The 22,086-nt window shown below is 71.9% G+C and carries 21 protein-coding genes and 1 tRNA gene; 13 read left to right on the forward strand and 9 right to left on the reverse strand.

The annotated features are described in order from the left end of the window. From ABT354_RS27670 to ABT354_RS27685, 4 genes are all read right to left on the reverse strand, one after another. Positions 1–1,823, reverse strand: a 1,823-nt coding sequence (locus ABT354_RS27670) for a 2-oxoacid:acceptor oxidoreductase subunit alpha (protein ID WP_351498621.1), incomplete at its 3' end; no start/stop codon positions are given. Positions 1,824–2,074: 251 nt separating this feature from the next. Beyond that, the gene (locus tag ABT354_RS27675; RefSeq protein WP_351498623.1) at positions 2,075–2,746 is read right to left on the reverse strand and encodes a response regulator transcription factor; all 672 of its coding nucleotides are present in this window, start codon (positions 2,744–2,746) and stop codon (positions 2,075–2,077) included. A 315-nt stretch (positions 2,747–3,061) separates the two neighbouring features. Beyond that, the gene (locus tag ABT354_RS27680; RefSeq protein WP_351498625.1) at positions 3,062–4,426 is read right to left on the reverse strand and encodes a sensor histidine kinase; all 1,365 of its coding nucleotides are present in this window, start codon (positions 4,424–4,426) and stop codon (positions 3,062–3,064) included. Between the two features lie 210 nt (positions 4,427–4,636). Beyond that, entirely contained in the window at positions 4,637–5,893 is a 1,257-nt protein-coding gene (locus ABT354_RS27685; RefSeq protein ID WP_351498628.1) for a sensor histidine kinase, read from the reverse strand. Between the two features lie 263 nt (positions 5,894–6,156). On the opposite strand from ABT354_RS27685, the gene ABT354_RS27690 reads away from it, so the two are divergent. The 12 genes from ABT354_RS27690 (at position 6,157) to ABT354_RS27745 (ending at position 17,868) form a co-directional block, all read left to right on the forward strand. Then, positions 6,157–6,564: an NADH-quinone oxidoreductase subunit A gene (locus tag ABT354_RS27690; RefSeq protein ID WP_351498630.1), complete on the forward strand. Its 408-nt coding sequence runs from the start codon at positions 6,157–6,159 to the stop codon at positions 6,562–6,564. Further along, positions 6,555–7,274 carry an NADH-quinone oxidoreductase subunit B gene (locus ABT354_RS27695; protein WP_351498632.1) on the forward strand — a complete coding sequence of 240 codons (720 nt, stop codon included), beginning with the start codon at positions 6,555–6,557 and terminating at the stop codon, positions 7,272–7,274. Before ABT354_RS27690 ends, ABT354_RS27695 begins: the two co-directional genes overlap by 10 nt. Then, positions 7,271–8,536 (forward strand): NADH-quinone oxidoreductase subunit C, encoded by a 1,266-nt coding sequence (locus ABT354_RS27700; RefSeq protein WP_351498634.1) that lies wholly within the window; start codon positions 7,271–7,273, stop codon positions 8,534–8,536. The genes ABT354_RS27695 and ABT354_RS27700 overlap by 4 nt, the downstream gene beginning before the upstream one ends. Beyond that, positions 8,533–9,501 (forward strand): complex I subunit 1/NuoH family protein, encoded by a 969-nt coding sequence (locus tag ABT354_RS27705; RefSeq protein ID WP_351498636.1) that lies wholly within the window; start codon positions 8,533–8,535, stop codon positions 9,499–9,501. Before ABT354_RS27700 ends, ABT354_RS27705 begins: the two co-directional genes overlap by 4 nt. 2 nt (positions 9,502–9,503) lie before the next feature. Beyond that, positions 9,504–10,136, forward strand: coding sequence for a NuoI/complex I 23 kDa subunit family protein (locus tag ABT354_RS27710; protein ID WP_351498638.1), 633 nt, complete (start codon positions 9,504–9,506; stop codon positions 10,134–10,136). Further along, on the forward strand, positions 10,133–10,786 hold the full coding sequence (locus tag ABT354_RS27715) for an NADH-quinone oxidoreductase subunit J family protein (protein ID WP_351498640.1): 654 nt from the start codon (positions 10,133–10,135) through the stop codon (positions 10,784–10,786). The genes ABT354_RS27710 and ABT354_RS27715 overlap by 4 nt, the downstream gene beginning before the upstream one ends. After that, on the forward strand, positions 10,786–11,175 hold the full coding sequence (gene nuoK / locus ABT354_RS27720; RefSeq protein WP_351498642.1) for an NADH-quinone oxidoreductase subunit NuoK: 390 nt from the start codon (positions 10,786–10,788) through the stop codon (positions 11,173–11,175). Before ABT354_RS27715 ends, nuoK begins: the two co-directional genes overlap by 1 nt. Next, positions 11,172–13,175: an NADH-quinone oxidoreductase subunit 5 family protein gene (locus ABT354_RS27725; RefSeq protein WP_351498644.1), complete on the forward strand. Its 2,004-nt coding sequence runs from the start codon at positions 11,172–11,174 to the stop codon at positions 13,173–13,175. Before nuoK ends, ABT354_RS27725 begins: the two co-directional genes overlap by 4 nt. Positions 13,176–13,202: 27 nt before the next feature. Then, on the forward strand, positions 13,203–14,849 hold the full coding sequence (locus ABT354_RS27730) for a complex I subunit 4 family protein (protein WP_351498818.1): 1,647 nt from the start codon (positions 13,203–13,205) through the stop codon (positions 14,847–14,849). Further along, a complete protein-coding gene (locus ABT354_RS27735) occupies positions 14,846–16,471 on the forward strand; it encodes an NADH-quinone oxidoreductase subunit N (RefSeq protein WP_351498646.1) in 1,626 nt (541 codons plus the stop codon). The genes ABT354_RS27730 and ABT354_RS27735 overlap by 4 nt, the downstream gene beginning before the upstream one ends. 147 nt (positions 16,472–16,618) lie before the next feature. Next, positions 16,619–17,479, forward strand: a complete 861-nt coding sequence (htpX, locus tag ABT354_RS27740) for a zinc metalloprotease HtpX (protein ID WP_351498648.1) — start codon at positions 16,619–16,621, stop codon at positions 17,477–17,479. After that, positions 17,476–17,868, forward strand: a complete 393-nt coding sequence (locus ABT354_RS27745) for a YccF domain-containing protein (protein WP_351498650.1) — start codon at positions 17,476–17,478, stop codon at positions 17,866–17,868. The genes htpX and ABT354_RS27745 overlap by 4 nt, the downstream gene beginning before the upstream one ends. 38 nt (positions 17,869–17,906) lie before the next feature. On the opposite strand, the gene ABT354_RS27750 is transcribed toward ABT354_RS27745, so the two are convergent. The 3 genes from ABT354_RS27750 to ABT354_RS27760 form a co-directional block, all read right to left on the reverse strand. After that, positions 17,907–18,635 (reverse strand): alpha-ketoglutarate-dependent dioxygenase AlkB family protein, encoded by a 729-nt coding sequence (locus ABT354_RS27750; RefSeq protein ID WP_351498652.1) that lies wholly within the window; start codon positions 18,633–18,635, stop codon positions 17,907–17,909. After that, the gene (locus ABT354_RS27755; protein ID WP_351498820.1) at positions 18,632–19,156 is read right to left on the reverse strand and encodes a methylated-DNA--[protein]-cysteine S-methyltransferase; all 525 of its coding nucleotides are present in this window, start codon (positions 19,154–19,156) and stop codon (positions 18,632–18,634) included. The genes ABT354_RS27750 and ABT354_RS27755 overlap by 4 nt, the downstream gene beginning before the upstream one ends. A 318-nt stretch (positions 19,157–19,474) precedes the next feature. Continuing rightward, positions 19,475–19,963 carry a YajQ family cyclic di-GMP-binding protein gene (locus ABT354_RS27760; RefSeq protein ID WP_351498655.1) on the reverse strand — a complete coding sequence of 163 codons (489 nt, stop codon included), beginning with the start codon at positions 19,961–19,963 and terminating at the stop codon, positions 19,475–19,477. A gap of 196 nt (positions 19,964–20,159) precedes the next feature. On the opposite strand from ABT354_RS27760, the gene ABT354_RS27765 reads away from it, so the two are divergent. Further along, a tRNA-Tyr gene (locus ABT354_RS27765) sits at positions 20,160–20,241 on the forward strand. Between the two features lie 404 nt (positions 20,242–20,645). Here the strand turns inward: ABT354_RS27765 and ABT354_RS27770 are convergent. Together ABT354_RS27770 and ABT354_RS27775 are read right to left on the reverse strand one after the other, a co-directional pair. Continuing rightward, positions 20,646–21,146: a GyrI-like domain-containing protein gene (locus tag ABT354_RS27770; protein WP_351498657.1), complete on the reverse strand. Its 501-nt coding sequence runs from the start codon at positions 21,144–21,146 to the stop codon at positions 20,646–20,648. A gap of 152 nt (positions 21,147–21,298) precedes the next feature. After that, complete coding sequence (locus tag ABT354_RS27775; protein WP_351498659.1) at positions 21,299–21,955, reverse strand: NAD(P)H-binding protein; 657 nt, start codon at positions 21,953–21,955, stop codon at positions 21,299–21,301. Between the last annotated feature and the right edge of the window lie 131 nt (positions 21,956–22,086).

A 22,086-nucleotide genomic window follows, 5' to 3' on the forward strand; every position in this document is an offset into this window, starting at 1 on the left:
ACCTTGCTGTATTGGGCCAGGACTTCTTCGAGGTTTGCGGGGAAGGGGTTGAGGTGGCGCAGGTGTGCCTGCGCGATCGGCACATTCTCGCGGCGCAGACGGCGGACGGCGGCGGTGATGGGGCCGTAGGTGGAACCCCAGCCGATGACCAGGGTCCGGGCCCCGTCCGGGTCGTCCACGGTCAGGTCCGGTACCGCGATGTTGTCGATTTTGGCCTGGCGGGTGCGGACCATGTGTTCGTGGTTGGCGGGGTCGTAGGAGATGTTGCCGGTGCCGTCCTGTTTCTCGATCCCGCCGATGCGGTGTTCCAGCCCCGGTGTCCCGGGCACCGCCCACGGCCGCGCCAGCGTCTGCGGGTCGCGTTTGTAGGGCCAGAACACCTCTGACCCGTCCGGGAGGGTGTGGTTGGGTCCGGTGGTGAACTCGGGTGTGAGGTCGGGGAGTTCGTCGACGTCCGGGATCCGCCACGGCTCGGAGCCGTTCGCCAGATACCCGTCGGAGAGGAGGAAGACGGGGGTGCGGTAGGTGAGGGCGATCCGGGCGGCCTCCAGGGCGGCGTCGAAGCACTCCCCCGGGGTCGCCGGCGCGATCACCGGCACCGGCGCCTCACCGTTGCGCCCGAACATCGCCTGCAAAAGGTCGGCCTGCTCCGTCTTGGTGGGCAGGCCGGTGGAGGGGCCGCCGCGCTGGATGTCCACGATCAGCAGCGGCAGCTCCAGCGAGACCGCCAGCCCGATCGTCTCCGACTTCAACGCCACCCCCGGCCCCGACGTCGTCGTCACCGCCAGGGCGCCGCCGAACGCCGCACCCAGCGCCGCGCCGATCCCCGCGATCTCGTCCTCCGCCTGGAAGGTGCGCACCCCGAAGTTCTTGTGCTTCGACAGCTCGTGCAGGATGTCGGAGGCCGGGGTGATCGGATACGACCCCAGATACAACCCCAGCCCGGAACGCCGGGACGCGGCGACCAGCCCCAGCGACAGGGCCAGGTTCCCCGACATGTTCCGGTAGGTCCCCGCGCCGAACGCGGAGCGGGCCGGGGCGATCTCGTAGGAGACGGCGAAGTCCTCCGTCGTCTCCCCGAAGTTCCACCCCGCCCGGAAGGCCGCCACATTCGCCTCGGCGATCTGCGGCCGCTTCGCGAACTTGCGGCGCAGGAACGCCTCCGTGCCCTCGGTGGGACGGTGATACATCCAGGAGAGCAGACCCAGGGCGAACATGTTCTTCGACCGCTCCGCCTCCTTGCGGGTCAGCCCGAACTCCTTCAAAGCCTCCACCGTGAGCGTGGTGAGGGGCACGGGGTGGACGCGGTAGCCCTCCAGGGTGCCGTCCTCCAGCGGGGAGACGGCCCACCCCACCTTCGCCATCGCCCGCTTCGCGAACTCGTCGGTGTTCACGATGATCTCCCCGCCGCGCGGGACATCCGCCAGATTCGCCTTCAGAGCGGCCGGGTTCATCGCCACCAGCACATCCGGCGCGTCCCCCGGGGTCAGGATGTCGTGATCCGCGAAATGCAGCTGGAACGACGACACCCCCGGCAGCGTCCCCGCGGGAGCCCGGATCTCCGCCGGAAAGTTCGGCAGCGTGGAGAGATCATTCCCGAACGACGCCGTCTCCGACGTGAACCGGTCACCCGTGAGCTGCATACCATCACCCGAATCACCCGCAAACCGGATGATCACCCGATCCAGCCGACGAACCTCCTTCGCCGCGGTTTCCCCGGCTGCGCCGGTTTCCCCTGGGGCGTCGGAATGGCGCTGGATTCCGAGAACGGCCTCGTCGGCCTCATCGGCATGTTCGGCGGGGCTACTGACCTGGCTGGTCACTGAACTGGACCTCCCTTGAGGCGGCTGCTCGGGGCGGCCGTCCCACTGGTCGCCCGAGGATTCACCCTACGTCGGTAAGGGTGCCCTTCCCTGGGGCTCTCAAATGGCGGACCCGCTCGTGAGACGCCTCGCTGACCTGATATGTCATATTTCGCACCCTTGGAAATCCCTTTCCGGAGGGTGCGCCTCGCTCGTCCATAAGGACTAGGTCGTGCCTTGCGGATCTTGCCCTTGGCGATGCGCCGCTAAAGCTAGGAGTTGATATAGGTCAGCACGGCGAGAACCCGCCGGTGGTCCCCCTGGCTGGGGGAGAGCCCCAGCTTCAGGAAGATATTGCTGACGTGCTTTTCCACCGCTCCGTCGCTCACCACAAGCCTCTGGGCGATGGCCGAATTGGTACGCCCCTCGGCCATGAGACCGAGGACCTCGCGCTCCCTCGGGGTGAGATGCGCCAGGACGTCCTGCTTCCGGCTGCGGCCCAGCAGCTGGGCGACCACCTCGGGGTCGAGCGCGGTGCCGCCCCGGGCCACCCGGACCACGGCGTCGACGAACTCGCGTACCTCCGCCACCCGGTCCTTGAGCAGATAGCCCACGCCCCGGCTGCTGCCCGCCAGCAGCTCGGTGGCGTACTGCTCCTCCACATACTGGGAGAGGACCAGGACCCCCAGCTCGGGGTGGTGCTTGCGCAGCCGCACAGCGGCCCGTACCCCCTCGTCGGTGTGGGTGGGCGGCATCCGTACATCCGCGACCACCACATCCGGCAGCTCACCCGAGGCGGCCAGCTCGCCGACCGTCCTGACCAGCGCGTCGCCGTCGCCCACCTGGGCTACGACATCATGTCCGCGATCGTTCAGCAGCCGGGCCAATCCCTCCCGGAGCAGTACCGAGTCCTCGGCGATGACGATCCGAACCCTGTCTTCCACCACGTGCCTGACGCCCCCATGTCGTAACCGGTGCCGCTGTCGGCTCCAGCATCCCAGTATCCGGGAGAACGACACGGTGACATGGGACGACCGGTTCCTGACGAGAGCAGCCTCATGGGGGTGCATCCCAGATGGAGCCCGGGGGAGTCCGAGGAAGGCAGGGGCCTCAAAACCCAGTCCTGTGAGGGTCTCCCTGGACGAGCGCTCAAAATTCAGCCTCGCCGGCGCTTGAGGCGCGGGGGTTCGGGGGCCGGCCCCCGACGACTGCCCGAGCCGACTCGGGGCCGAGGTCGTGCGGTCCGGGGAGCGAGGGGCTCAGCCCCTCCAGGGCAGCTCCGCCGTCACCCGGGTCGGCCCCCCCACGGGCGAGTCGATGACCAGCACCCCGTCCACCGCGTCGAGCCGCTCCGCGAGCCCCGCGAGCCCCGTGCCGCCGTCGAGCGATGCGCCGCCCTGCCCGTTGTCGGTGACCTGGAGGAGCAGTCGGTCCTCGGTACGCCAGACCTCGACCCCGGCGCTGGTGGCGCGGGCGTGCTTGCTGATGTTCTGGAGCAGCTCGGAGACGGTGAAGTAGGCGATCCCCTCCTGCGCCGCCGCCGGGCGGGTGTCCAGATCGACCTCCACGGTCACCGGGACGGTGCAGCGGGCCGCGACCGCCGAGAGGGCGGCGTCCAGCCCTCGGTCGGTGAGGACGGCGGGGTGGATGCCCCGGGCGAGGTCGCGCAGCTCCTGGAGGGCGAGCTTCACCTCGCCATGGGCCTCGTGGACCATGGCCGCGGCGGCTTCCCGGTCCTCCCGCAGCTTCTCCTTGGCGAGGCCGAGTCCCATGGCGAGGGCGACGAGGCGGGCCTGGGCGCCGTCGTGGAGGTCGCGTTCGATACGGCGGAGGTCGGCGGCGGCGGTGTCCACCACGACCCCCCGGTCCGACTCCAGCTCCTCCACCCGGCTCGCCAGCCACGAGGGCCCCAGCAGCCCGCTCACCATCAGCCGGTCCACCTGGGTGAGCCCCCGGATCAGCCAGGTGGTGAGCACGACCAGCCCGGCCCCGGCGGCGCAGACCCCCGTGATCTCGGCGAAGGAGTCGACATAGTGGGCGGTGCCGGTGCTGTCCCCGTACAGCTGGATCCCGGGGACGTCGGCGTACTCCGGCAGCGTCCAGTGCCACAGCGGGTAGAAGAGCAGGGCCCAGCCGAGCGGCCAGAGCACGATCACCAGCGTGAAGGAGATGACCGCCCAGGGGAAGTGGATCAGCGCATAGAGGAGATGCCGCCAGGAGCTGCCGCTCTTGAGGACGGCCCCGATCCATGCCAGCGGCCCGCTGGAGGCCGGGCGCAGCGGCTCGGGGGAGCCCACCGGGTGCCCGAGCATCGCCCGCGCCCGGCCGCGCTCCAGCGAGCCGAGGCCCCGGAGGCCGACGAGGCCCGCCGCGAGGACCGGGATGCCCAGGAAGGTGATGAGCAGTCCGGCGCCCAGTGTCATGGTGACCAGGGCGAAGACATAGAGGATCACGCTGATCGGGAGGCCGAGCAGCAGATAGGCGAACTCGCGCCAGGTGCGTGCCTCGAACGGCGCCCGCAGCGCCGTCGGCACCCGGCGGGTGGGGTGACCGGAGTGGTCGAACCTCTCCGGCTGGTGATCCAGGAGCACGGTAGTCGTCCGTTCTGGGGTACGCGCTGTCATGTCATCAAGAATGCGCTGGTCAGAGGGGCCAGAACCATAGGGCGGGTGGGCCTCTCGGACGGGGGGTTTTCCCTACCCCCGTCACAATCCAGCCTCTCCGGCGATTGAGGAGCGGGGGTTCGGGGGCTGGCCCCCGACGTCTGCCCGAGCCGGGCGGGGTTAGGGGTCGGCCCCGACATGGCCCCGAGCCGACTCGGAGACCCGGTCGCGCTAGCGACCCACGCGGTTTCGCCAGGGCAGCTCCGCCGTCACCCGCGTCGGCCCCCCCACCGGTGAGTCCACCACCAGCAGCCCGTCCACCGCCCCCAGCCGCTCCGCGAGCCCCGCGAGCCCCGTGCCCCGGTCGAGCGATGCGCCGCCCTGTCCGTCGTCGGTGACCTGGAGCAGCAGCCGGCCCTCCGTGCGCCAGACCTCCACCTCCGCGCTGGTGGCGCGGGCGTGCTTGCTGATGTTCTGGAGCAGTTCGGAGACGGTGAAGTAGGCGATGCCCTCGATCGCCTCGGCGGGCCGTTCCGCCAGATCCACCGAGACCCGTACCGGCGCGGTGCAGCGGGCCGAGACCGAGGAGAGCGCCGCGCTCAGCCCCCGGTCGGTGAGGACGGCGGGGTGGATGCCCCGGGCGAGGTCGCGCAGCTCCTGGAGGGCGAGCTTCACCTCACCGTGCGCCTCGTCGACCATGGCGGCCGCGGCGTCCGGATCCTCCAGGAGCTTCTCCTTGGCGAGGCCGAGTCCCATGGCGAGGGCGACGAGGCGGGCCTGGGCGCCGTCGTGGAGGTCGCGTTCGATGCGGCGGAGGTCGGCGGCGGCGGCGTCCACCACGACCCCCCGGTCCGACTCCAGCTCGGCGACCCGCCGCTCCAGCTCGTCCGAGGGCGACAGCAGACCCTTCGCCATCGCCCGGTCGGCGTTGGCCAGCCCGCGCACCACGAACGGCAGCACCGGCCAGAGCGTGAACAGCCCGACCAGGACCACGATGAAGGTCACCAGCCCCCAGGGCAGCCGGATCAGGCAGTACAGCACCGTCCGCCAGCCGACCGGGTCCTTCAGGCTCGCCCACAGCCGGCCCAGGCCGCCGTCCTTGCGGTGCGAGTTCCACAACGGGCTCGGCTCGTCGATCCGTACCCCCAGCAGGGCACGGGAGCGGGCCCGCTCGCCCCGGCCGAACAGCCGCGCCCCGGCCAGCCCGAGCGCCAGGGTCGGCAGCCCGACCACGGTGACCGACAGCACCGCGCCCACCAGAACTGTGAACGTCGCGTAAACAAATCCGGTTATCGCCACCGGCAGATTGGCCAGGAGATGGGCGATCTCCTTCCAGGTGTGCGCGTCATAGGCGAAGCGCGGTGGCGGGGGCCGGTGGTCCCCGGCCGCCCGGCCCGGACGGGGGGCCCGGCCGGGCACCGGGGTGCCCACGCGGCTGTCCCGGGCGGATCCCGCCGGGGCTTCGGATGCGGTACTGCTCACGGTCATAAGGGAAAGCCTGCACGTTAAAAGGGTCGGCGCGCCATGGGGTGGCTCGGTGGGGGCGGTGTAGGGATATCCCCACCCGGGCGGATGGGACCCGTACCGGCGCCGTTCCGGAACGGTACCGGGACGGCCGCGCGGCCCCACCCGTCCCGTTCGAACCCGGTGCGACTGCCTACCCCGGTTTGAGCAGGGCCTAGACTCGCGTCCGTACCGAACGAACACCGACAGACAGACACCAGACAGACGGACGGGAGCGAGGGGCGGACGTGCCGGAACCGACCGTGGCCGTGCTCGCGGCGGACCACGCCGACTATTACGACAGCTACTCGGTGGTCGGACTGCTCGCGGTGCTCGGCGTGCTGTTCGTCGCCGTGGCCTTCGGCGCCGGACGGCTGCTGCGGCCCGTGGTGCCCACCCCGGAGAAGCTGCTGACCTACGAGTGCGGAGTGGACCCCGTCGGGGACGGCTGGGCGCACACCCAGGTCCGCTACTACGTCTATGCCTTTCTGTACGTGATCTTCGCCGTGGACTCGATCTTCCTCTTCCCCTGGGCGACGGTCTTCGCCGCGCCGGGGTACGGGGCGACGACCCTCGTGGAGATGTTCATCTTCCTCGGCTTCCTCGCCGTGGGACTGCTCTACGCATGGAAGAAGGGCGTCCTGGCATGGACGTGACCCCCACCGCGGCCACCTCCGCCCCGGCCGCTCCCGGCCCCGCGGCCGGCCAGGGCCCCGGACCGGTCGCGCTGCCCGAGCCCCAGCGGCTCGGTGTGCTCTCCCGCCTCGCGCCCGAGCCGATGAAGGTCGTCCTGAACTGGGGACGCCGCTACAGCCTCTGGGTCTTCAACTTCGGCCTCGCCTGCTGCGCGATCGAGTTCATCGCCGCGTCGATGGCCCGCCATGACTTCATCCGGCTCGGGGTGATCCCCTTCGCCCCCGGCCCGCGCCAGGCGGATCTGATGATCGTCTCGGGGACGGTCACCGACAAGATGGCCCCCGCGGTGAAGCGGCTGTACGAGCAGATGCCCGAGCCGAAGTACGTCATCTCCTTCGGCGCCTGCTCCAACTGCGGCGGGCCCTACTGGGACTCGTACTCCGTGACCAAGGGCGTCGACCAGATCATCCCCGTCGATGTCTATGTCCCTGGCTGCCCGCCCCGGCCGGAGGCGCTGCTCCAGGGCATCCTCAAGCTCCAGGAGAAGATCGCCCGCGAGTCGCTGGGGGAGCGGTACGCCCAGGGGGGCCGGCCCTCCACCGCGCAGCTCCGCAGCGGCCCGGTCGCCCCGCCCGCGCCCGCCCTTCCCGCCGCCGGGTCCGCTTCCTCTTCCTCCGGCGCCGCCCCTTCCGCCGCCGACGGTACGGCCGGGACGGAGGACGGGCGGTGAGCCTGTACGACAGCCTCCCGGACGAGGTCACCGAGGTCTTCGGCCCGGAAGCGACCGCGGAGCACGCCTACGACCTGCTGACCGTCGACGTTCCCGCCGGCTCCTGGATCACCGCCCTGGAGACCGCCCGCGACCGGCTCGGCTGCACCTACTTCGACTGGCTGAGCGCCGTGGACGAGCCGGGTACGGGCTTCCGCGTCTGCGCCCATGTTGTCGCGCTGGAGGGCGGCCGGGTACGACGGCTGCTGCTGCGGACCACGGTCCCGCACGAGGCGCCCGTCCTGCCGACGGCGATCGAGGTCTACGCGGGTGCCGAATGGCATGAGCGGGAGACCCACGAGATGTTCGGGGTCGGCTTCACCGGCCATCCGCATCTGGTGCCGCTGCTGCTCCCGGAGGGATTCGAGGGGCATCCGCTGCGCAAGGACTTCGTGCTGGCGGCCCGGGTCGCCAAGGCGTGGCCCGGGGCGAAGGAACCGGGCGAGGCGGAGCACGGCGGGCCCAAGCGGCGGCAGATGCTGCCGCCCGGTGTCCCCGATCCGAACGAGTGGGGCCCGCTCAAGGGCCAGCTCCCGCCCGCCCCGGCCCGCCCGGCCCGTGCCCCCCGCGCGGCGGGCGCCGCCGGAGACCGTCCGGTCCGCACCCCGCGTGCCGCGGGCGCCGCCGCCGGTGACCGCCCGGTCCGCCGCGCCCGTACCGCCGGTGAGGGTTCCGCGAGCCAGGCCGCACCGGACGCCACCGCCTCGGCCACCGAAGCCCCGGCCCCCGCCGTCCCGGCCACCGAAGCGCCGGCCCCGGCCCCCGCCGTCCCGCGTCGTGCGCGCGGTGCGAGCGAGGGCTCGGCGAGTCAGCCCCGTACCGACGAAACGACGACCGAGCCGGCCACCGAGGCGAAGCCCGCCACGAAGCCCGCTGCGGCGGAGCCCTCCACGGAGGGTGATGCCGGGACACCGGCGCCCGCGCCCCGTACCCCGGACGCGCCCTGGCACAACGCCCGCCCGGCGTTCGACGGGGACCAGGCCTCGGCCGAGGGGAAGCCGGAGAGCACCGAGAGCCCCGGCACCCCCGACGCACCCGCCGCACCCGCCGACGGTTCCGACGGCACATCCGACGCCGACGGCTCCGGCAGCGCTGACGCCTCCGACGGTGCCTCCGGCTCCACCCCGGACCACGGGAGCAAACCCGGACCCGGGCCCGGATCCGGGCCCGCCGACCCCGACCCCGACCGTGATCCCGACCCCGCCGGAGGCGACCCCGCGTGAACGACGTTCTCGACGTCGCCGTCCGGCTGCTGATCGTCTTCGCCGTCTTCCTTGTCCTCCCCCTGGTCGTCGGCCAGGCCGAACACAAGGTGATGGCCCATATGCAGGGCCGCCTCGGCCCCATGTACGCGGGCGGCTTCCACGGCTGGGCCCAGCTGGTCGCCGACGGGGTGAAGTTCGCCCAGAAGGAAGACGTGGTCCCGGCCAACGCCGACCGCCGCATCTTCCAGCTGGCGCCCGCCGTCGCCCTGCTCCCCTATCTCCTCGTCCTCGTCGCCATCCCCATCGGCCCCGGCGAGGGCATGGTCGGCCAGGTCATCGACGCGGGCATCTTCTTCGTCATGGCCGTCATGGGCGCCGGGGTCCTCGGCTCCCTCATGGCGGGCTGGGCCTCGGCCAACAAGTTCTCCCTCCTCGGCGGTCTGCGCACCGCCGCCCAGCTGCTGGCGTACGAGCTGCCGATGCTGCTCGCCGCCGCCTCGGTCGCCATGGCCGCGGGCACCGTCTCCCTCCCCGGCATCCTGGACGCCTTCGAGTGGTGGTGGATCCCCTGGCAGATCGTGGGAGCGGTGGTCTTCTTCGTCGCCGGGCTCGCCGAGCTGCAGCGCCCGCCCTTCGACATGCCGGTCGCCGACTCCGAGATCATCTTCGGCGCCTACACCGAGTACACCGGTCTGCGGTTCGCGCTCTTCCTGCTCGCCGAGTACGCGGGCATCGTCGTGCTCTGTGGTCTGACCACCGTCCTCTTCCTCGGCGGCTGGCACGGCCCCTGGGGCGCCGACGGCCTCGGCTGGGTCTGGACCCTGCTCAAGACGGCCGTGCTCGCCTTCATCATCATCTGGCTGCGGGTCAGCTATCCCCGGATGCGCGAGGACCAGTTGCAGAAACTCGCCTGGACCACCCTGGTCCCGCTCGCCCTCGCCCAGATCGCCCTCACCGGCGTCGTGAAGGTGGTGACTTCCTGATCATGGCTCCCATCCCCGGCTCCGGCCTCGCCAAGGGACTGGCCGTCACCCTCCGCACGATGACGCGCAAGACCGTCACCGCGCAGTACCCCGACGTCCAGCCCGACCTGCCGCCGCGCACCCGCGGTGTGATCGGCCTGTTCGAGGAGAACTGCACGGTCTGCATGCTCTGCGCCCGGGAGTGCCCCGACTGGTGCATCTACATCGACTCCCACAAGGAGACGGTGCCCGCCGCCACCCCCGGCGGCCGTGAGCGCAGCCGCAATGTCCTCGACCGCTTCGCCATCGACTTCTCCCTCTGCATGTACTGCGGTATCTGCATCGAGGTCTGCCCCTTCGACGCGCTGTTCTGGTCGCCCGAGTTCGAGTACGCCGAGACCGACATCCTCGAACTCACCCATGAGCGGGACAAGCTCCGCGAGTGGATGTGGACGGTGCCCGCGCCGCCCGCGCTCGACCCGCGTGCCGAGGAGCCCAAGGAGATCGCCGCCGCCCACAAGGCCGCCGACAAGCTCGCCGCCGCGGCAGCAGCCGCAGCCGAGGCCGAGGCCACCGCCCAGGCGGAGGCCGCCGGGAGCCCCGAGACCCCCGAGGCCCCCGAGACCCCGCCCACCGCCGACGGAGGCCCGGCATGATCCTCGCCGCCGACACCCCGGGATTCCTCTCGCCGACCGGCGTCGAGATCACCTTCCTCCTCGTCGGACTGGTCGCCCTCGGCGCCGCCGTCATGACCGTCACCACCCGCCACCTGGTGCACGCCGCCCTGTGGCTGGTGGTCGCGCTCGGCGGACTCGCCGTCGAGTACCTGCTGCTCACCGCCGAGTTCATCGCCTGGGTCCAGGTCCTGATCTATGTCGGATCCGTGGTGGTCCTCCTTCTCTTCGGACTGATGCTCACCCGGGCCCCCATCGGGCCCTCCGCGGACGCCGACTCCGGCAACCGCCCGGTCGCCCTCGCCGTCGCCCTCACCGCGGCGGCCGCCCTGGTCTGGGTGGTCGTCGACGCCTTCCGCACCACCTGGATCGATCTCGAAGGCCCGGTCCAGGGCAGTACCGAGGTCACCGGCGCCACCCTCTTCCGCCACTGGGTCCTGCCCTTCGAGGCACTCTCCGTGCTGCTGCTGGCCGCCCTGGTCGGAGCGATCGTCCTCTCCCGCAAGAACCCCGAGGACGAGAAGGCCACCCGGCCCCCCGCCCGGCCCGGAGACACCACCCGGCCGGGAGCCACCGGCCGGCCCGGGTCCACCGGCCGCGGCCCGGCCGCCGCATCCGAGGGAGAGCGCTGATGCATCTCGCCTACCCCGCCGTGCTCAGCGTCCTCCTCTTCTGCACCGGCCTCTACGGCGTCCTCGCCCGGCGCAACGCGATCCTCGTCCTGATGTCCGTCGAGCTGATGCTCAACGCCGTCAACCTCAACCTCGTCGCCTTCGACGTATGGCTCCGGGACGCCCTCCACTCCGGCCAGGCGCTCACCCTCTTCACCATCGCCATCGCCGCCGCCGAGATCGGCATCGGCCTCTCGATCGTCCTGATGGTCTACCGCAACCGCGGCTCCTCCGACATCGACCGGCTCCGGGACACGGCCGAGCACCCCGGCGGCCCCGACGGCGCCACCGACGACCCCGCCGCGACCACCCCGCCGCCGCGGACGCAGAAGGCTGAGGCCCCCGCGTGACCACCACGACCCTCGCCGCCCTCGTCCCTCTCCTCCCCTTCCTGGGCGCGGCGGCCGGACTGCTCACCGGACGCACCGCACCCGGCTTCGTCCGCCCGCTCGCCATCGTGCCCACGGTGGCCTCGGCGGTCCTCGCGGTCGTCGTCGCCGTGCGCCAGGGCGGCGGCGAGACCCTCGACGCGGCCACCCAGCTGACCCCGACCGGCTCGGTCCCCATCGACCTCGCCCTGCACATCGACGGCTTCGCCGCCCTGGTCGCCGTCCTCGTCGGCCTGGTCGCCTGCTGTGTGCAGATCTACTCCACGGCCTATCTGCGGGACGACCCCCGCTACCCCTCCTACGCCGCCCTGGTCTCCCTCTTCACCGCCGCCATGCTCCTCGTCGTCTACTCCGGCGATCTGATGGTGCTGCTGATCGGCTGGGAGATCATGGGCATCTGCTCGTACTTCCTGGTCGGCCACTACTGGGAGACCCCCGAGGCACGGGCCGCCTCCCTCAAGGCATTCCTGGTCACCAAGCTCGGCGACGTCCCCTTCCTGATCGGTCTCTTCGCCCTCGCCACCGACGCGGGCACCTTCCGGATCACCGGCATCCTGGACGCGGTCGCCGAGGGCCGACTCGACCACCCCACCCTGGTGGCGCTGCTGCTGCTCGCCGGAGTCGCGGGCAAGTCCGCGCAGTTCCCCCTGCACACCTGGCTCCCCGACGCCATGGCCGGCCCCACCCCCGTCTCGGCCCTGATCCACGCCGCGACCATGGTCGCCGCCGGTATCTACTTCGTCGCCCGGCTCCTCCCCGTCTTCGCCGCCTCCGCCGCCGCCCTGATCGTCCTCGCCGTCATGGCGGCGGTCACCATGGTCGGCTCCGGCCTCGCCGCCCTCGCCCAGGACGACATCAAACGCGTCCTCGCCTACTCGACCATCGGCCAGCTCGGCTACATGGCGGGCGCGCTCGCCGTCGCCGACCGGGGCGCGGCCGTCTTCCACCTCCTGAGCCACGGCGCCTTCAAGGCCCTGCTCTTCCTCGCCGCCGGTGTGGTCATCCACGCCGCCGGAACCAACTCACTCGCCGCCATGTCCCGGATGGGCGCACTGCCCCGCCGCATCCCCGACGCCTACTGGACGATGACCATCGCGCTGCTCGCGCTGGTCGCGATCCCCCCCTTCGCCGGCTTCTTCTCCAAGGAAGCCGTCCTGGTCGCCGCCGAGCACACCGCCCTCGGCGACTCCACCGCCGCACCCACCGCCGCCGGCTGGACCATCCTGATCGCCGGACTGCTGGCCGCCCTGCTCACCGCCGCCTATGCCACCCGGCTCTGGCTGCTCGCCTTCCGGGGCCATGGTGCCGACGCCCCCGACCACGGCCGCGAACCCCGCGCCATGACCGGTGTGCTCTGGGTGCTCGCCATCCCCTCCCTCGGCTTCGGACTGACCTACGGCTATCTGGACGACTGGTTCGACAGCCACCCCCTCGCACCCACCCTCGTCACCGCCGTCCTCGGCACCGGCACCGCCCTCACCGGCGCGGTCGTCACCTATGCCGCCTGGCGCACCCTGCGCGCCCGCGACGGCGCCCGCTTCCCCCTCGGCGCCACCGTCGCCCACCCGGACGCCTCCCCCTCGGCGGTCGAGGCCGAAGCCGTCGAGGCCCACATCCCGGCGTACGGGTCGATCTCCTCGGCCCCCGACCCCACCGACCCCGGGCGGCTGCTCCTCGGCCCCCTGCACGCCCCCGCCGCCTCCGGCTTCCACCTCGACGCCGTCTACCACGCGCTCTTCGTCCGCCCGGTCCTGGCCGCCGCCGAACTGGTCCGCTTCCTCGACCGCGAGGTCGTCGACACCTATGTACGCGGCGCCGGAACCGGCACCCGCTGGCTCGGCACCCTCGTACGGCGGGCCCAGACCGGCAATCTCCAGACCTATGTCAGCGTGCTGCTCGCGGGCACCGTCGTCCTGGCGGTCGCCGCCGTCGTCCTCTCCCATGTCAACGCCGGATCGTGAGCCGTGATCGATATCAGCGAGTCCGTGATGCAGCTCCTCCTCGCGTTCCTCATCGTCGGCCCGCTCGCCGGGGCCGCGGCGGCGCTGCTGCCCGCCCCGCCGGGCCTGCGCGGAAAGAACCCCGACCAGGCGGTACTGCGCCACGGGGTCACGATCACCGGCGCGGTCCTGCTCGCCGCGATCGTCCTGGCCATCGGCTTCGACCATGACCAGCCGTCGAGGATGCAGGCCACGACCGACATCAGCTGGATCCCGGCGCTCGACGTCCGGATCCACCTCGGAGTCGACGGCATCTCCCTCCCCCTTCTGCTCCTGACCGCGCTGCTGACCTTCCTCTGCGCGCTCTACAGCTACTACCGGATGCCCGCGGGCCCGTCCCCGAAGGCGTTCGTCGCCCTGCTGCTCCTGCTGGAGTCGGGGACCCTGGCCACTTTCGCCGTCCTCGACCTGCTGCTCTTCTTCCTCGCCTTCGAGATGGTGCTCATCCCGATGTACTTCCTCATCGGGCGCTGGGGCGGGGAAGGCCGGGGGCCCGCCGCCCTCAAATTCATCCTCTACACCCTGCTCGGCTCCGTGGTCATGCTCCTCGGGCTGCTCCTCATCGGGCTGAAGAGCGGCACTTTCGACATGGTGGCACTCGCCACTGACAACGGCCGGGGCCTCACCGCGTCCACCCAGCTCATCGCCGTTCTGGCGATCGGGATCGGGCTCGCCGTGAAGACCCCGATGTGGCCGCTGCACAGCTGGCTCCCCGACGCCCACACCGCCGCCCCCACCGTGGGCTCGGTCCTGCTGGCGGGCGTCATGCTCAAAATGGGCACTTATGGATTCGTCCGGATCGTCCTGCCGATCGCCCCCGACGGCATGCGGACCCTCGCGCCCTATCTGGCCGCCTTCGCCGTCGTCGGCATCATCTACGGCTCCCTCGCCTGCCTCGCCCTCGCCCGGGAGGGCGCGGGCGGCGACCTCAAGCGGCTCATCGCGTACTCCTCCGTCGGCCATATGGGCTTCGTCCTGCTCGGCATCGCGACCATGACCCCCACCGGGGTCAATGGCGCGCTCTTCGCCAACATCGCCCACGGACTGATCACCGCCCTGCTCTTCTTCCTGGTCGGAGCGGTCAAGGAGCGCTACGGCACAGCGGACCTGGACACCCTCGCCGGGGCCACCGGCGCCGCCCTCTACGGCCGCGCCCCCCGCCTCGGCGGCCTGGTCGCCTTCGCCGCCGCCGCCTCGCTGGGACTGCCCGGCCTCGCCGGCTTCTGGGGCGAGATGCTCGCCCTCTTCGGCGCCTTCGACCCGGCGGACGGGCTCAGCCGCCCCGCCTTCCTCACCTTCATGGCCATCGGCGGCTTCGGCACCTTCCTCACCGCCGCGTATCTGCTGATCGTGGTCCGCCGGGTCTGCATGGGCGCCCACCGCCCCGCCCCGGCCGCCCTCCCGGCGAAGTCCACCACCCCGGCCACGCCCGCGGGCACCGGGAGCGCATCCGCCGCATCCGCCGGGCCCGCCGAAGCCACCGCACCGGCCGAGCCCGCCGACGTACGCCCCTACGAGCTGGCCGCCTGGTCCCCCCTCGTCGCCCTCACCGTCCTCGCCGGACTCTGGCCCGCGGTCCTCCTCGGCCTCACCGACCCGGCCGTGCAGCAGCTGCTCGCAGGAGGAAAGCCGTGATCACCACCGTCGGCGAAGCCGCCGCCCCCACCACCACGGCCTCCGCGAGCCTGGTCCAGTCCGTCGACTGGCTCGCCATCGCCCCGCCCACCATCACCGCCGCCGTCGCGCTGGCCCTGCTCGTCGCCGACCTCTTCGTCCCCGAGGCCCACAAGCGCTGGCTGGGCGCCGGAGCGGTCGCCGGACTCGCCGCCGCCCTGCTCACCCTCATCCCGCTCCGCGACGGCGACCGCAGCACCTTCTGCCTCACCGCCGACACCGACACCTGTAGCTACGCCGCCGACCCCTTCGCCCTCTCCATCCAGCTGCTGGTCCTCGGCGGAGCGCTGCTCACCGCGCTGATCTCGCTCCACAGCGCCCACCGGGAACACCCGGTGGGGGAGTACTGGTTCCTGCTGCTCGCCTCCGCCGCGGGCGCCGCCCTGCTGCCCGCCGCCCGTGACCTCGCCACCCTGGTGGTCGCCCTGGAGGTGGCCTCGCTGCCCGCCTTCGCCCTGGTCGGCCTGCGCCGCGGCGACCGGCTCTCCAGCGAGGCCGCGCTCAAGTTCTTCCTCTCCTCCGTCACCGCGACCGCCGTCACCCTGCTCGGCGCGAGCTTTGTGTACGCCGCCAGCGGCAGCCTCCACCTCACCCGGATCGCCGCCGAGCTGGACAACGCCCCCGACCAGCTCGACACCCTGGTCACGACCGGTGTCGTCCTGACCCTGATCGGCTTCGCCTTCAAGACCGCGGCCGTCCCCTTCCACTTCTGGGTCCCCGACACCTATGTGGGCGCGCCGCTGCCCGTGGCGGCCTTCCTCTCGGTGGTCGGCAAGGCGGTCGGCTTCTCCGGTCTGATCCTGGTCACCGTGGTCGCCTTCCCCGACCATGCCGAGGTCTGGGGCCCGGTGGTCGCCGTGCTCGCCGCCCTGACCATGACGCTGGGCAACGCGGCGGCCGTCCGCCAGGACCCCGACCTCCCGCGCAGTGCCGTCCGGCTGCTCGCCTGGTCCTCGGTGGGGCAGGCCGGGTACATCCTGGTGCCCATCGCCGCCGCCGCGTACTCCGACGACGTGGAGATCGGCGCGGCCGTCGCGTACGCCCTGATGTACGCGGTGGTGAACCTCGGCGCCTTCGCCGTGGTGGCCCTGGTGGCCCGCAGCAGCCCGCTCAACCGGATCTCCGACTACCGGGGCCTGTACGCCCGCAGCCCCCTGGCCGCCCTCGCCCTCGCCTTCTTCCTGCTCTGCCTCGCCGGTCTGCCGCCGGGGATCATCGGGCTCTTCGCCAAGGTCACGGTCTTCTCCACGGCCGTCGACGCGGGGCTGGGCTGGCTGGCCGTGGTCATGGCCGCCAATGTCGTGATCGCGCTGTACTACTACCTGAAGTGGACGGCGGTGCTCTTCCGGGCACCGGAGGAGAACGCCGCACCCGTGGCCAGCGGGGCCGTAGCCGCCTCCGGCGGAACCGCGACCGGGTCCGGCGGAACCACGACCGTGGCCGCCGACCCGGTCACCGGTTCGGCGGGAGCCGTCGCCGCCCCCGCCCTCACCCTGGCGATCGGCCTGACCACCGTGGTGGCGGTGGCCCTCTCCGGCTATCCGGAACTCGTCCTGCGGCTGGCGGCCACCGGGCTCTTCTGACCCGGATCACCCGAACGGCCGCCCCGGCCCCGGGGGCGGCGGGGAACTGGTGCCCCTCGCCTGGCGTTGACCAGTACGGAAGGGTCCACTGGAGAGTGGAGCACCATCGCAAAGGGTTCCCCTGCCGCACCACCAGGAGGGCGTACCGTGCACCGCCGGCACAATGGACTGAAGACCGCCGCACTCCTCGGCGGACTGTCCGCTCTCATCCTCGTCATCGGCAGCTTCTTCGGCCGTACGGGGCTGATCGTGGCGTTCGTCGTCGCCCTCGGCACCAACGCGTACGCCTACTGGAACAGCGACAAGCTGGCGCTGCGGGCGATGCGCGCCCGCCCCGTGAGCGAGTTCGAGGCCCCCGGGCTCTACCGGATCGTCCGTGAGCTGTCGACCTCCGTCCGGCAGCCCATGCCCCGGCTCTACATCTCGCCCACCCAGGCCCCCAACGCCTTCGCCACCGGCCGCAATCCGAGGAACGCGGCGGTCTGCTGCACCGAGGGCATCCTCCAGCTCCTGGACGAGCGGGAGCTGCGCGGAGTCCTCGGCCATGAGCTGAGCCATGTCTACAACCGCGACATCCTGATCTCCTCCGTCGCCGGAGCCCTCGCCTCCGTGGTGCTGTTCCTGGTGAACTTCGCCTGGCTGATCCCGGTCGGCCGCTCCGACGACGACGGCCCCGGCATCCTCGGACTGCTGCTGATCATGATCCTGGGGCCGGTGGCCGCCTCGATCATCCAGCTCGCCGTCAGCCGCTCCCGGGAGTACGAGGCGGACGCCTCCGGAGCCCGGATCACCGGGGACCCCCTCGCCCTCGCCAGCGCCCTGCGGAAACTCGACGCGGGCACCAAACAGCTGCCCCTCCCCCCGGAGCCCCGGCTGGAAACGGCGAGCCACATGATGATTGCGAACCCCTTCAGGCCGGGAAAGGGGCTGTCCAGGATGTTCTCCACCCACCCGCCGATGGCGGAACGCATCGCCCGGCTCGAACAGATGGCAGGTCCCCGCTCATGAAGACCGTCCTGAATGTCATATGGCTCATCCTCTGCGGCTTCTGGATGTTCCTGGGCTATATGTTCGCGGGTGCACTGCTCTGCATCACGATCATCGGCATACCCTTCGGCCTCGCCGCCTTCCGTATCGGCGTCTACGCCCTGTGGCCCTTCGGGTACACCGTGGTGGACCGCGCCGACGCCGGCGCCCCCTCCTGTGTCGGCAATGTGCTCTGGCTGGTCCTCGCGGGCTGGTGGCTGGCGCTGGGACACATCGTCACCGGTGTGGTCCTCTGCATCACGATCATCGGTATCCCGCTGGGCATCGCCAACTTCAAGCTGATACCCGTCTCGCTGCTGCCCCTCGGCAAGGAGATCGTCCCCACGGACCAGCCGTTCGCCGGCCGCTGACCGCCGCTCCCCAGTCCCCCTGACCTTCCCGGGGGCTGTCAGCCCCGCAGCCCGGTCTCCCGCAGGGTGACGTTCAGCCGCCCGCCCCGCATCCCCGTCCCGGGCGGCGCGCTCCCGGGGAGCACCTTCGGCACCCCGTGGTACGCCTGCCTGGCCGGCCCGCCGAAGACGAAGAGATCGCCCGAGGCCAGCTCCACATCGGTGTACGGGCGCCCCCGGGTGCGGGTGGTGCCGAAGCGGAAGACACAGGAGTCACCGACGCTCAGCGAGACCACGGGCGCCGGGGACCGCTCCTCGCGGTCCTGGTGCATGCCCATCCGCGCCGGGCCGTCATAGAAGTTGATCAGCGCGGTGTCGGGCGTGTACTCACCGGCGGTTCCCGCCGGACCCCCGTCGCCGTCCAGGAGCGCCCGATCCCGCCCCTGGGTGTTGTACGCGGCCGTCAGCGCCTCCCGCCCCCAGCGGACCAGCCACTCCGGCAGTGCGGCCACCCGGGCGCCGTTCACATCGTCCGCCGTACGGGAGTAGCGGTACGGCTGCCAGTGCCAGCCCAGGCACACCGTCCGTACCGACATCACCCCGCCGCCCGGCAGCACCGTATGCCGCAGGGGCACGGGGCCGCGCGCCCACTCCCGGCACGCCTCCACCAGCCGCCGCTGACGTTCGGCCGAGAGCCACCCCGGCACATGGACCGCACCCGGGGCGATCTGCACCGGAACCCCTGGTTCCGGGACAGGTCCCGGCAGGGGGAAGAGCCCCTCGGTCATGACGTCGGTCCGCCCGCCGGGGCCCCCTCCAGGGTCAGCAGCCGCTCCTTGCGCTCCAGCCCGCCCGCGTAGCCCCGCAGCGCCCCGTCGGCGCCGACCACCCGATGGCAGGGGCGGACCACCAGCAGCGGGTTCCGGCCGATGGCCGTCCCCACCGCCCGTACCCCGGCCCGGGAGGCGCCGACCCGGCGGGCGATCTCCCCGTAGCTCACCGTCGTCCCGTACGCGATCCCCTCCAGCGCCTCCCAGACCCGCCGCTGGAACGGGGTGGCCCCGCGCTCCCCGTCCGCGTACTCGATCGTGAAGCCGGTCCGCTCCCCGGCGAAGTACGCCGCGAGCTGGCCGGTGATCTCGGTGAAGGCGTCGGGGGCGAGCCGCCAGGAGTCCTGGACGACCGCGCCGCCCTTCTGCTCCGGCAGGGAGAGCGACACCAGCGCGGTGCCACCGGGCGCCGTCGGGGATGCCACGCCGACCAGCAGCAACACGCCCAGCGGGCTGTCGGCGGTCGCATACAGGGTCACCCGGTCCGGGGCGCTCCCGGTCCTCCCGGCGCCCGTGGCGCTCCCGGTGTCCGAAGCGACCCCTGCGGTCCTGGCGTTCACGGCGGTCATGGTCCGTCCCTCTCTTCCACCCGGGGCACCGTCACCCAGCACCCCACGCTTCGAGTCTCCGCCCCCGCACCCGTCTCGCGCTGGCGGAAATCGGACAGGGCCCCTCCGGGGGGCTCGCGGATCCGGAGGGTTCACGGGTCCGGGAGGGTTCACGGAAGGGGTTCACGGAGGGGAGCCGGGGCCATGGCGACGCGCCACGGCCCCGGCTCCGCGCCTCACATCACTCGATCAGCGGTAGTTCACGAACTGGATCGCGAAGTCCAGGTCCTGGGACTTCAGCAGCGTCTGCACCGCCTGGAGGTCGTCCCGGCTCTTGGAGCTGACCCGCAGCTCATCGCCCTGGACCTGGGCCTTGACGCCCTTCGGGCCCTCGTCCCGGATGATCTTCGCGACCTTCTTGGCGTTCTCCTGGGAGATGCCCTCGGTGATCGAGGCGAAGATCTTGTACTCCTTGCCGGAGATCTGGGGCTCACCCGTGTCCAGCGCCTTCAGCGAGATGCCCCGCTTGATCAGCTTGGACTGGAACACATCGAGGATCGCGGTGACCCGGTCCTCGGAGTTCGCCTGCATCAGGATCTTCTCGCCGGACCAGGAGATCGACGCTCCGACGTTCTTGAAGTCGTACCGCTGCGAGATCTCCTTCGAGGTCTGGTTGAGGGCGTTGTCGACCTCCTGCCGCTCGACCTTCGAGACGATGTCGAAACTGGAGTCGGCCATGTCCTGTGGCTCCTTGAATCGGGTGCGTGGAGGGCGGCCGGAGTCCCCGAACCGCTCGGCCAAGCCTAGCCACCCGCGCCGCTTCCGACGGCTGATCAATCCGGTGGCGGAGCACCCCCGGACATCGGGTATCGTTTACGTCGTCGCCAGGGAGCGCCACCGCACAGCGGGAAACGCCCCCGGAGACACATCCCATGGCGGTGTGCCCGAGTGGCCAATGGGAGCGGACTGTAAATCCGTCGGCTTAGCCTACCCAGGTTCGAATCCTGGCGCCGCCACGCGATAGAGAGGACCCCTGATCTGCGGAGACGCGATCAGGGGTCCTTGTGTTTTCCCCTGCCGCCGTGCGGGGGCCGGGCCATCCGCCGTGCCCGGGGGGCCGGGGTCCCGTCGGCCGCCCGGGGCGGGGGACGGTCCGCTTCCTCCTCCTCGGTGGCACCCGCCGGTGAGTCCGTCCGGCCGAGCGCGCCCCCGTAACCGCGAGGCCCGTACCCGAGGTCGGTACCCGACATCCGGAGGCGCGGCCGAGCGGTCGGCGGAGAAGTCGGAGCAGTCGGGTGATGAACCTCATACGGCGGCCGGCGCACCCCGGCGGACGGGCGGGATCCTCGCCCCGATCGTCACGGAAAGCGACCCCGCCCCGTGATGTGCGGCACACCTGGCACCGTCCGCCCCATGCCCGTCAGTCCGCCAGGCGGAAAGCGAGTTCCATCTCCCACTGGTGAGGATCGGGTTCGACCCGGGGGTCGGTGAGATAGGACTCGATACGGCAGCCCCAGCGCTCCACCCCGTCCTCCGAGCGGATCATGTCCCATGACAGCCCCTGCCCCTCGGCCCAGGCGCGGAGGTCGGCGGCGACGCCGAAGAGGTGGTCGGGGTGGCCGGTGAAGCGGACCGTGGCATAGCGGCCCCGGGGCAGCACGCCCACCCGGATGTCGCCCTCGGGCTCCGGGAGGGAGATGACCGGGACGCCCGCCTCCACATCCGATTCCCCCGCCAGGTCGACCGTGTTGAAACGGAAGAAGGGCGCCCCGGCGGGCCCGGCGCCCTGGCCGATGACCCAGCCGATCAGCTCGCCGAGCCGGTCCGCGATGACGGCGAACCCGTCCATGCGGACCGAGGCGCGGATGTACGCGTACGGGCGCTCGCCGTGCTCCACGACCACGGGTGCGATCTCGCTCATGAGGTTCCTCGGATACGGGGTGTACGGGGTGTACGGGAGGCACATCGGGGTACGGGGCACCGGCCGGTCCCGTACGGCCGCCGGAACGGATCCGACGGCACGTCAGGCCCCGTACCCGGAAGCCGGGGTGGGCAAGGGAGGGAACCGGCGGGTCAGTTGCCCACGATGTCCCGGACGGCGACGGCCACCGGCACCGAGCCGGAGATCAGCTCCAGGGTCAGCCCGGCGGTGGCGGGGGTCTCCACCAACTCCGCCAGCACCGCCGCCACATCGTCGCGCGGCACCGGCCCCCGGCCCGTCGACGCCTCCAGCCGGACCAGCCCCGTACCGGCGTCGTCCACGAGCATCCCCGGCCGCAGGATCGTCCAGTCCAGCGCCGTACGGGCCCGTACGGCGTCGTCCGCCTCGCCCTTGGCCCGCTGATAGGCGTCGAGCACCTCTTCGCCCGCGCGCCCGGCGTCGGCGCCCATCGAGGAGACCACCACGAAGCGGCGCACCCCCGCCCGCTCGGCGGCGTCCGCGAAGAGCACGGCGGCGGCCCGGTCCACGGTGTCCTTCCGCTCCGCGCCGCTGCCCGGCCCCGCACCGGCGGCGAAGACCGCCGCGTCCGCCCCGCGCAGCACCTCGGCGACCTCGTCCACCGAGGCCGACTCCAGGTCCAGCACGACCGGTTCGGCCCCGGCCTCCCGCAGGTCCGCCCCGTGATCCGGGTTGCGGACGATCCCTACCGCCTCATGCCCGCCCGCCGAGAGCAGCCGCTCCAGACGCAGGGCGATCTGACCATGTCCTCCAGCGATGACAATGCGCATGCCTCCGACCGTACGTCCAATGCGCCGCTCCCGCCTCACACTCCGCCCGTGTCCCGGGGCCGCTCCGGAGGCCCGCCGGCCGGCCGGGGAGGTCACGGCCACCGCCCGGGGAGGTCACGGCCGTGGCGGGC

It is taken from the genome of Streptomyces sp. NPDC000594, from assembly GCF_040299965.1.
Taxonomy (GTDB): domain Bacteria; phylum Actinomycetota; class Actinomycetes; order Streptomycetales; family Streptomycetaceae; genus Streptomyces.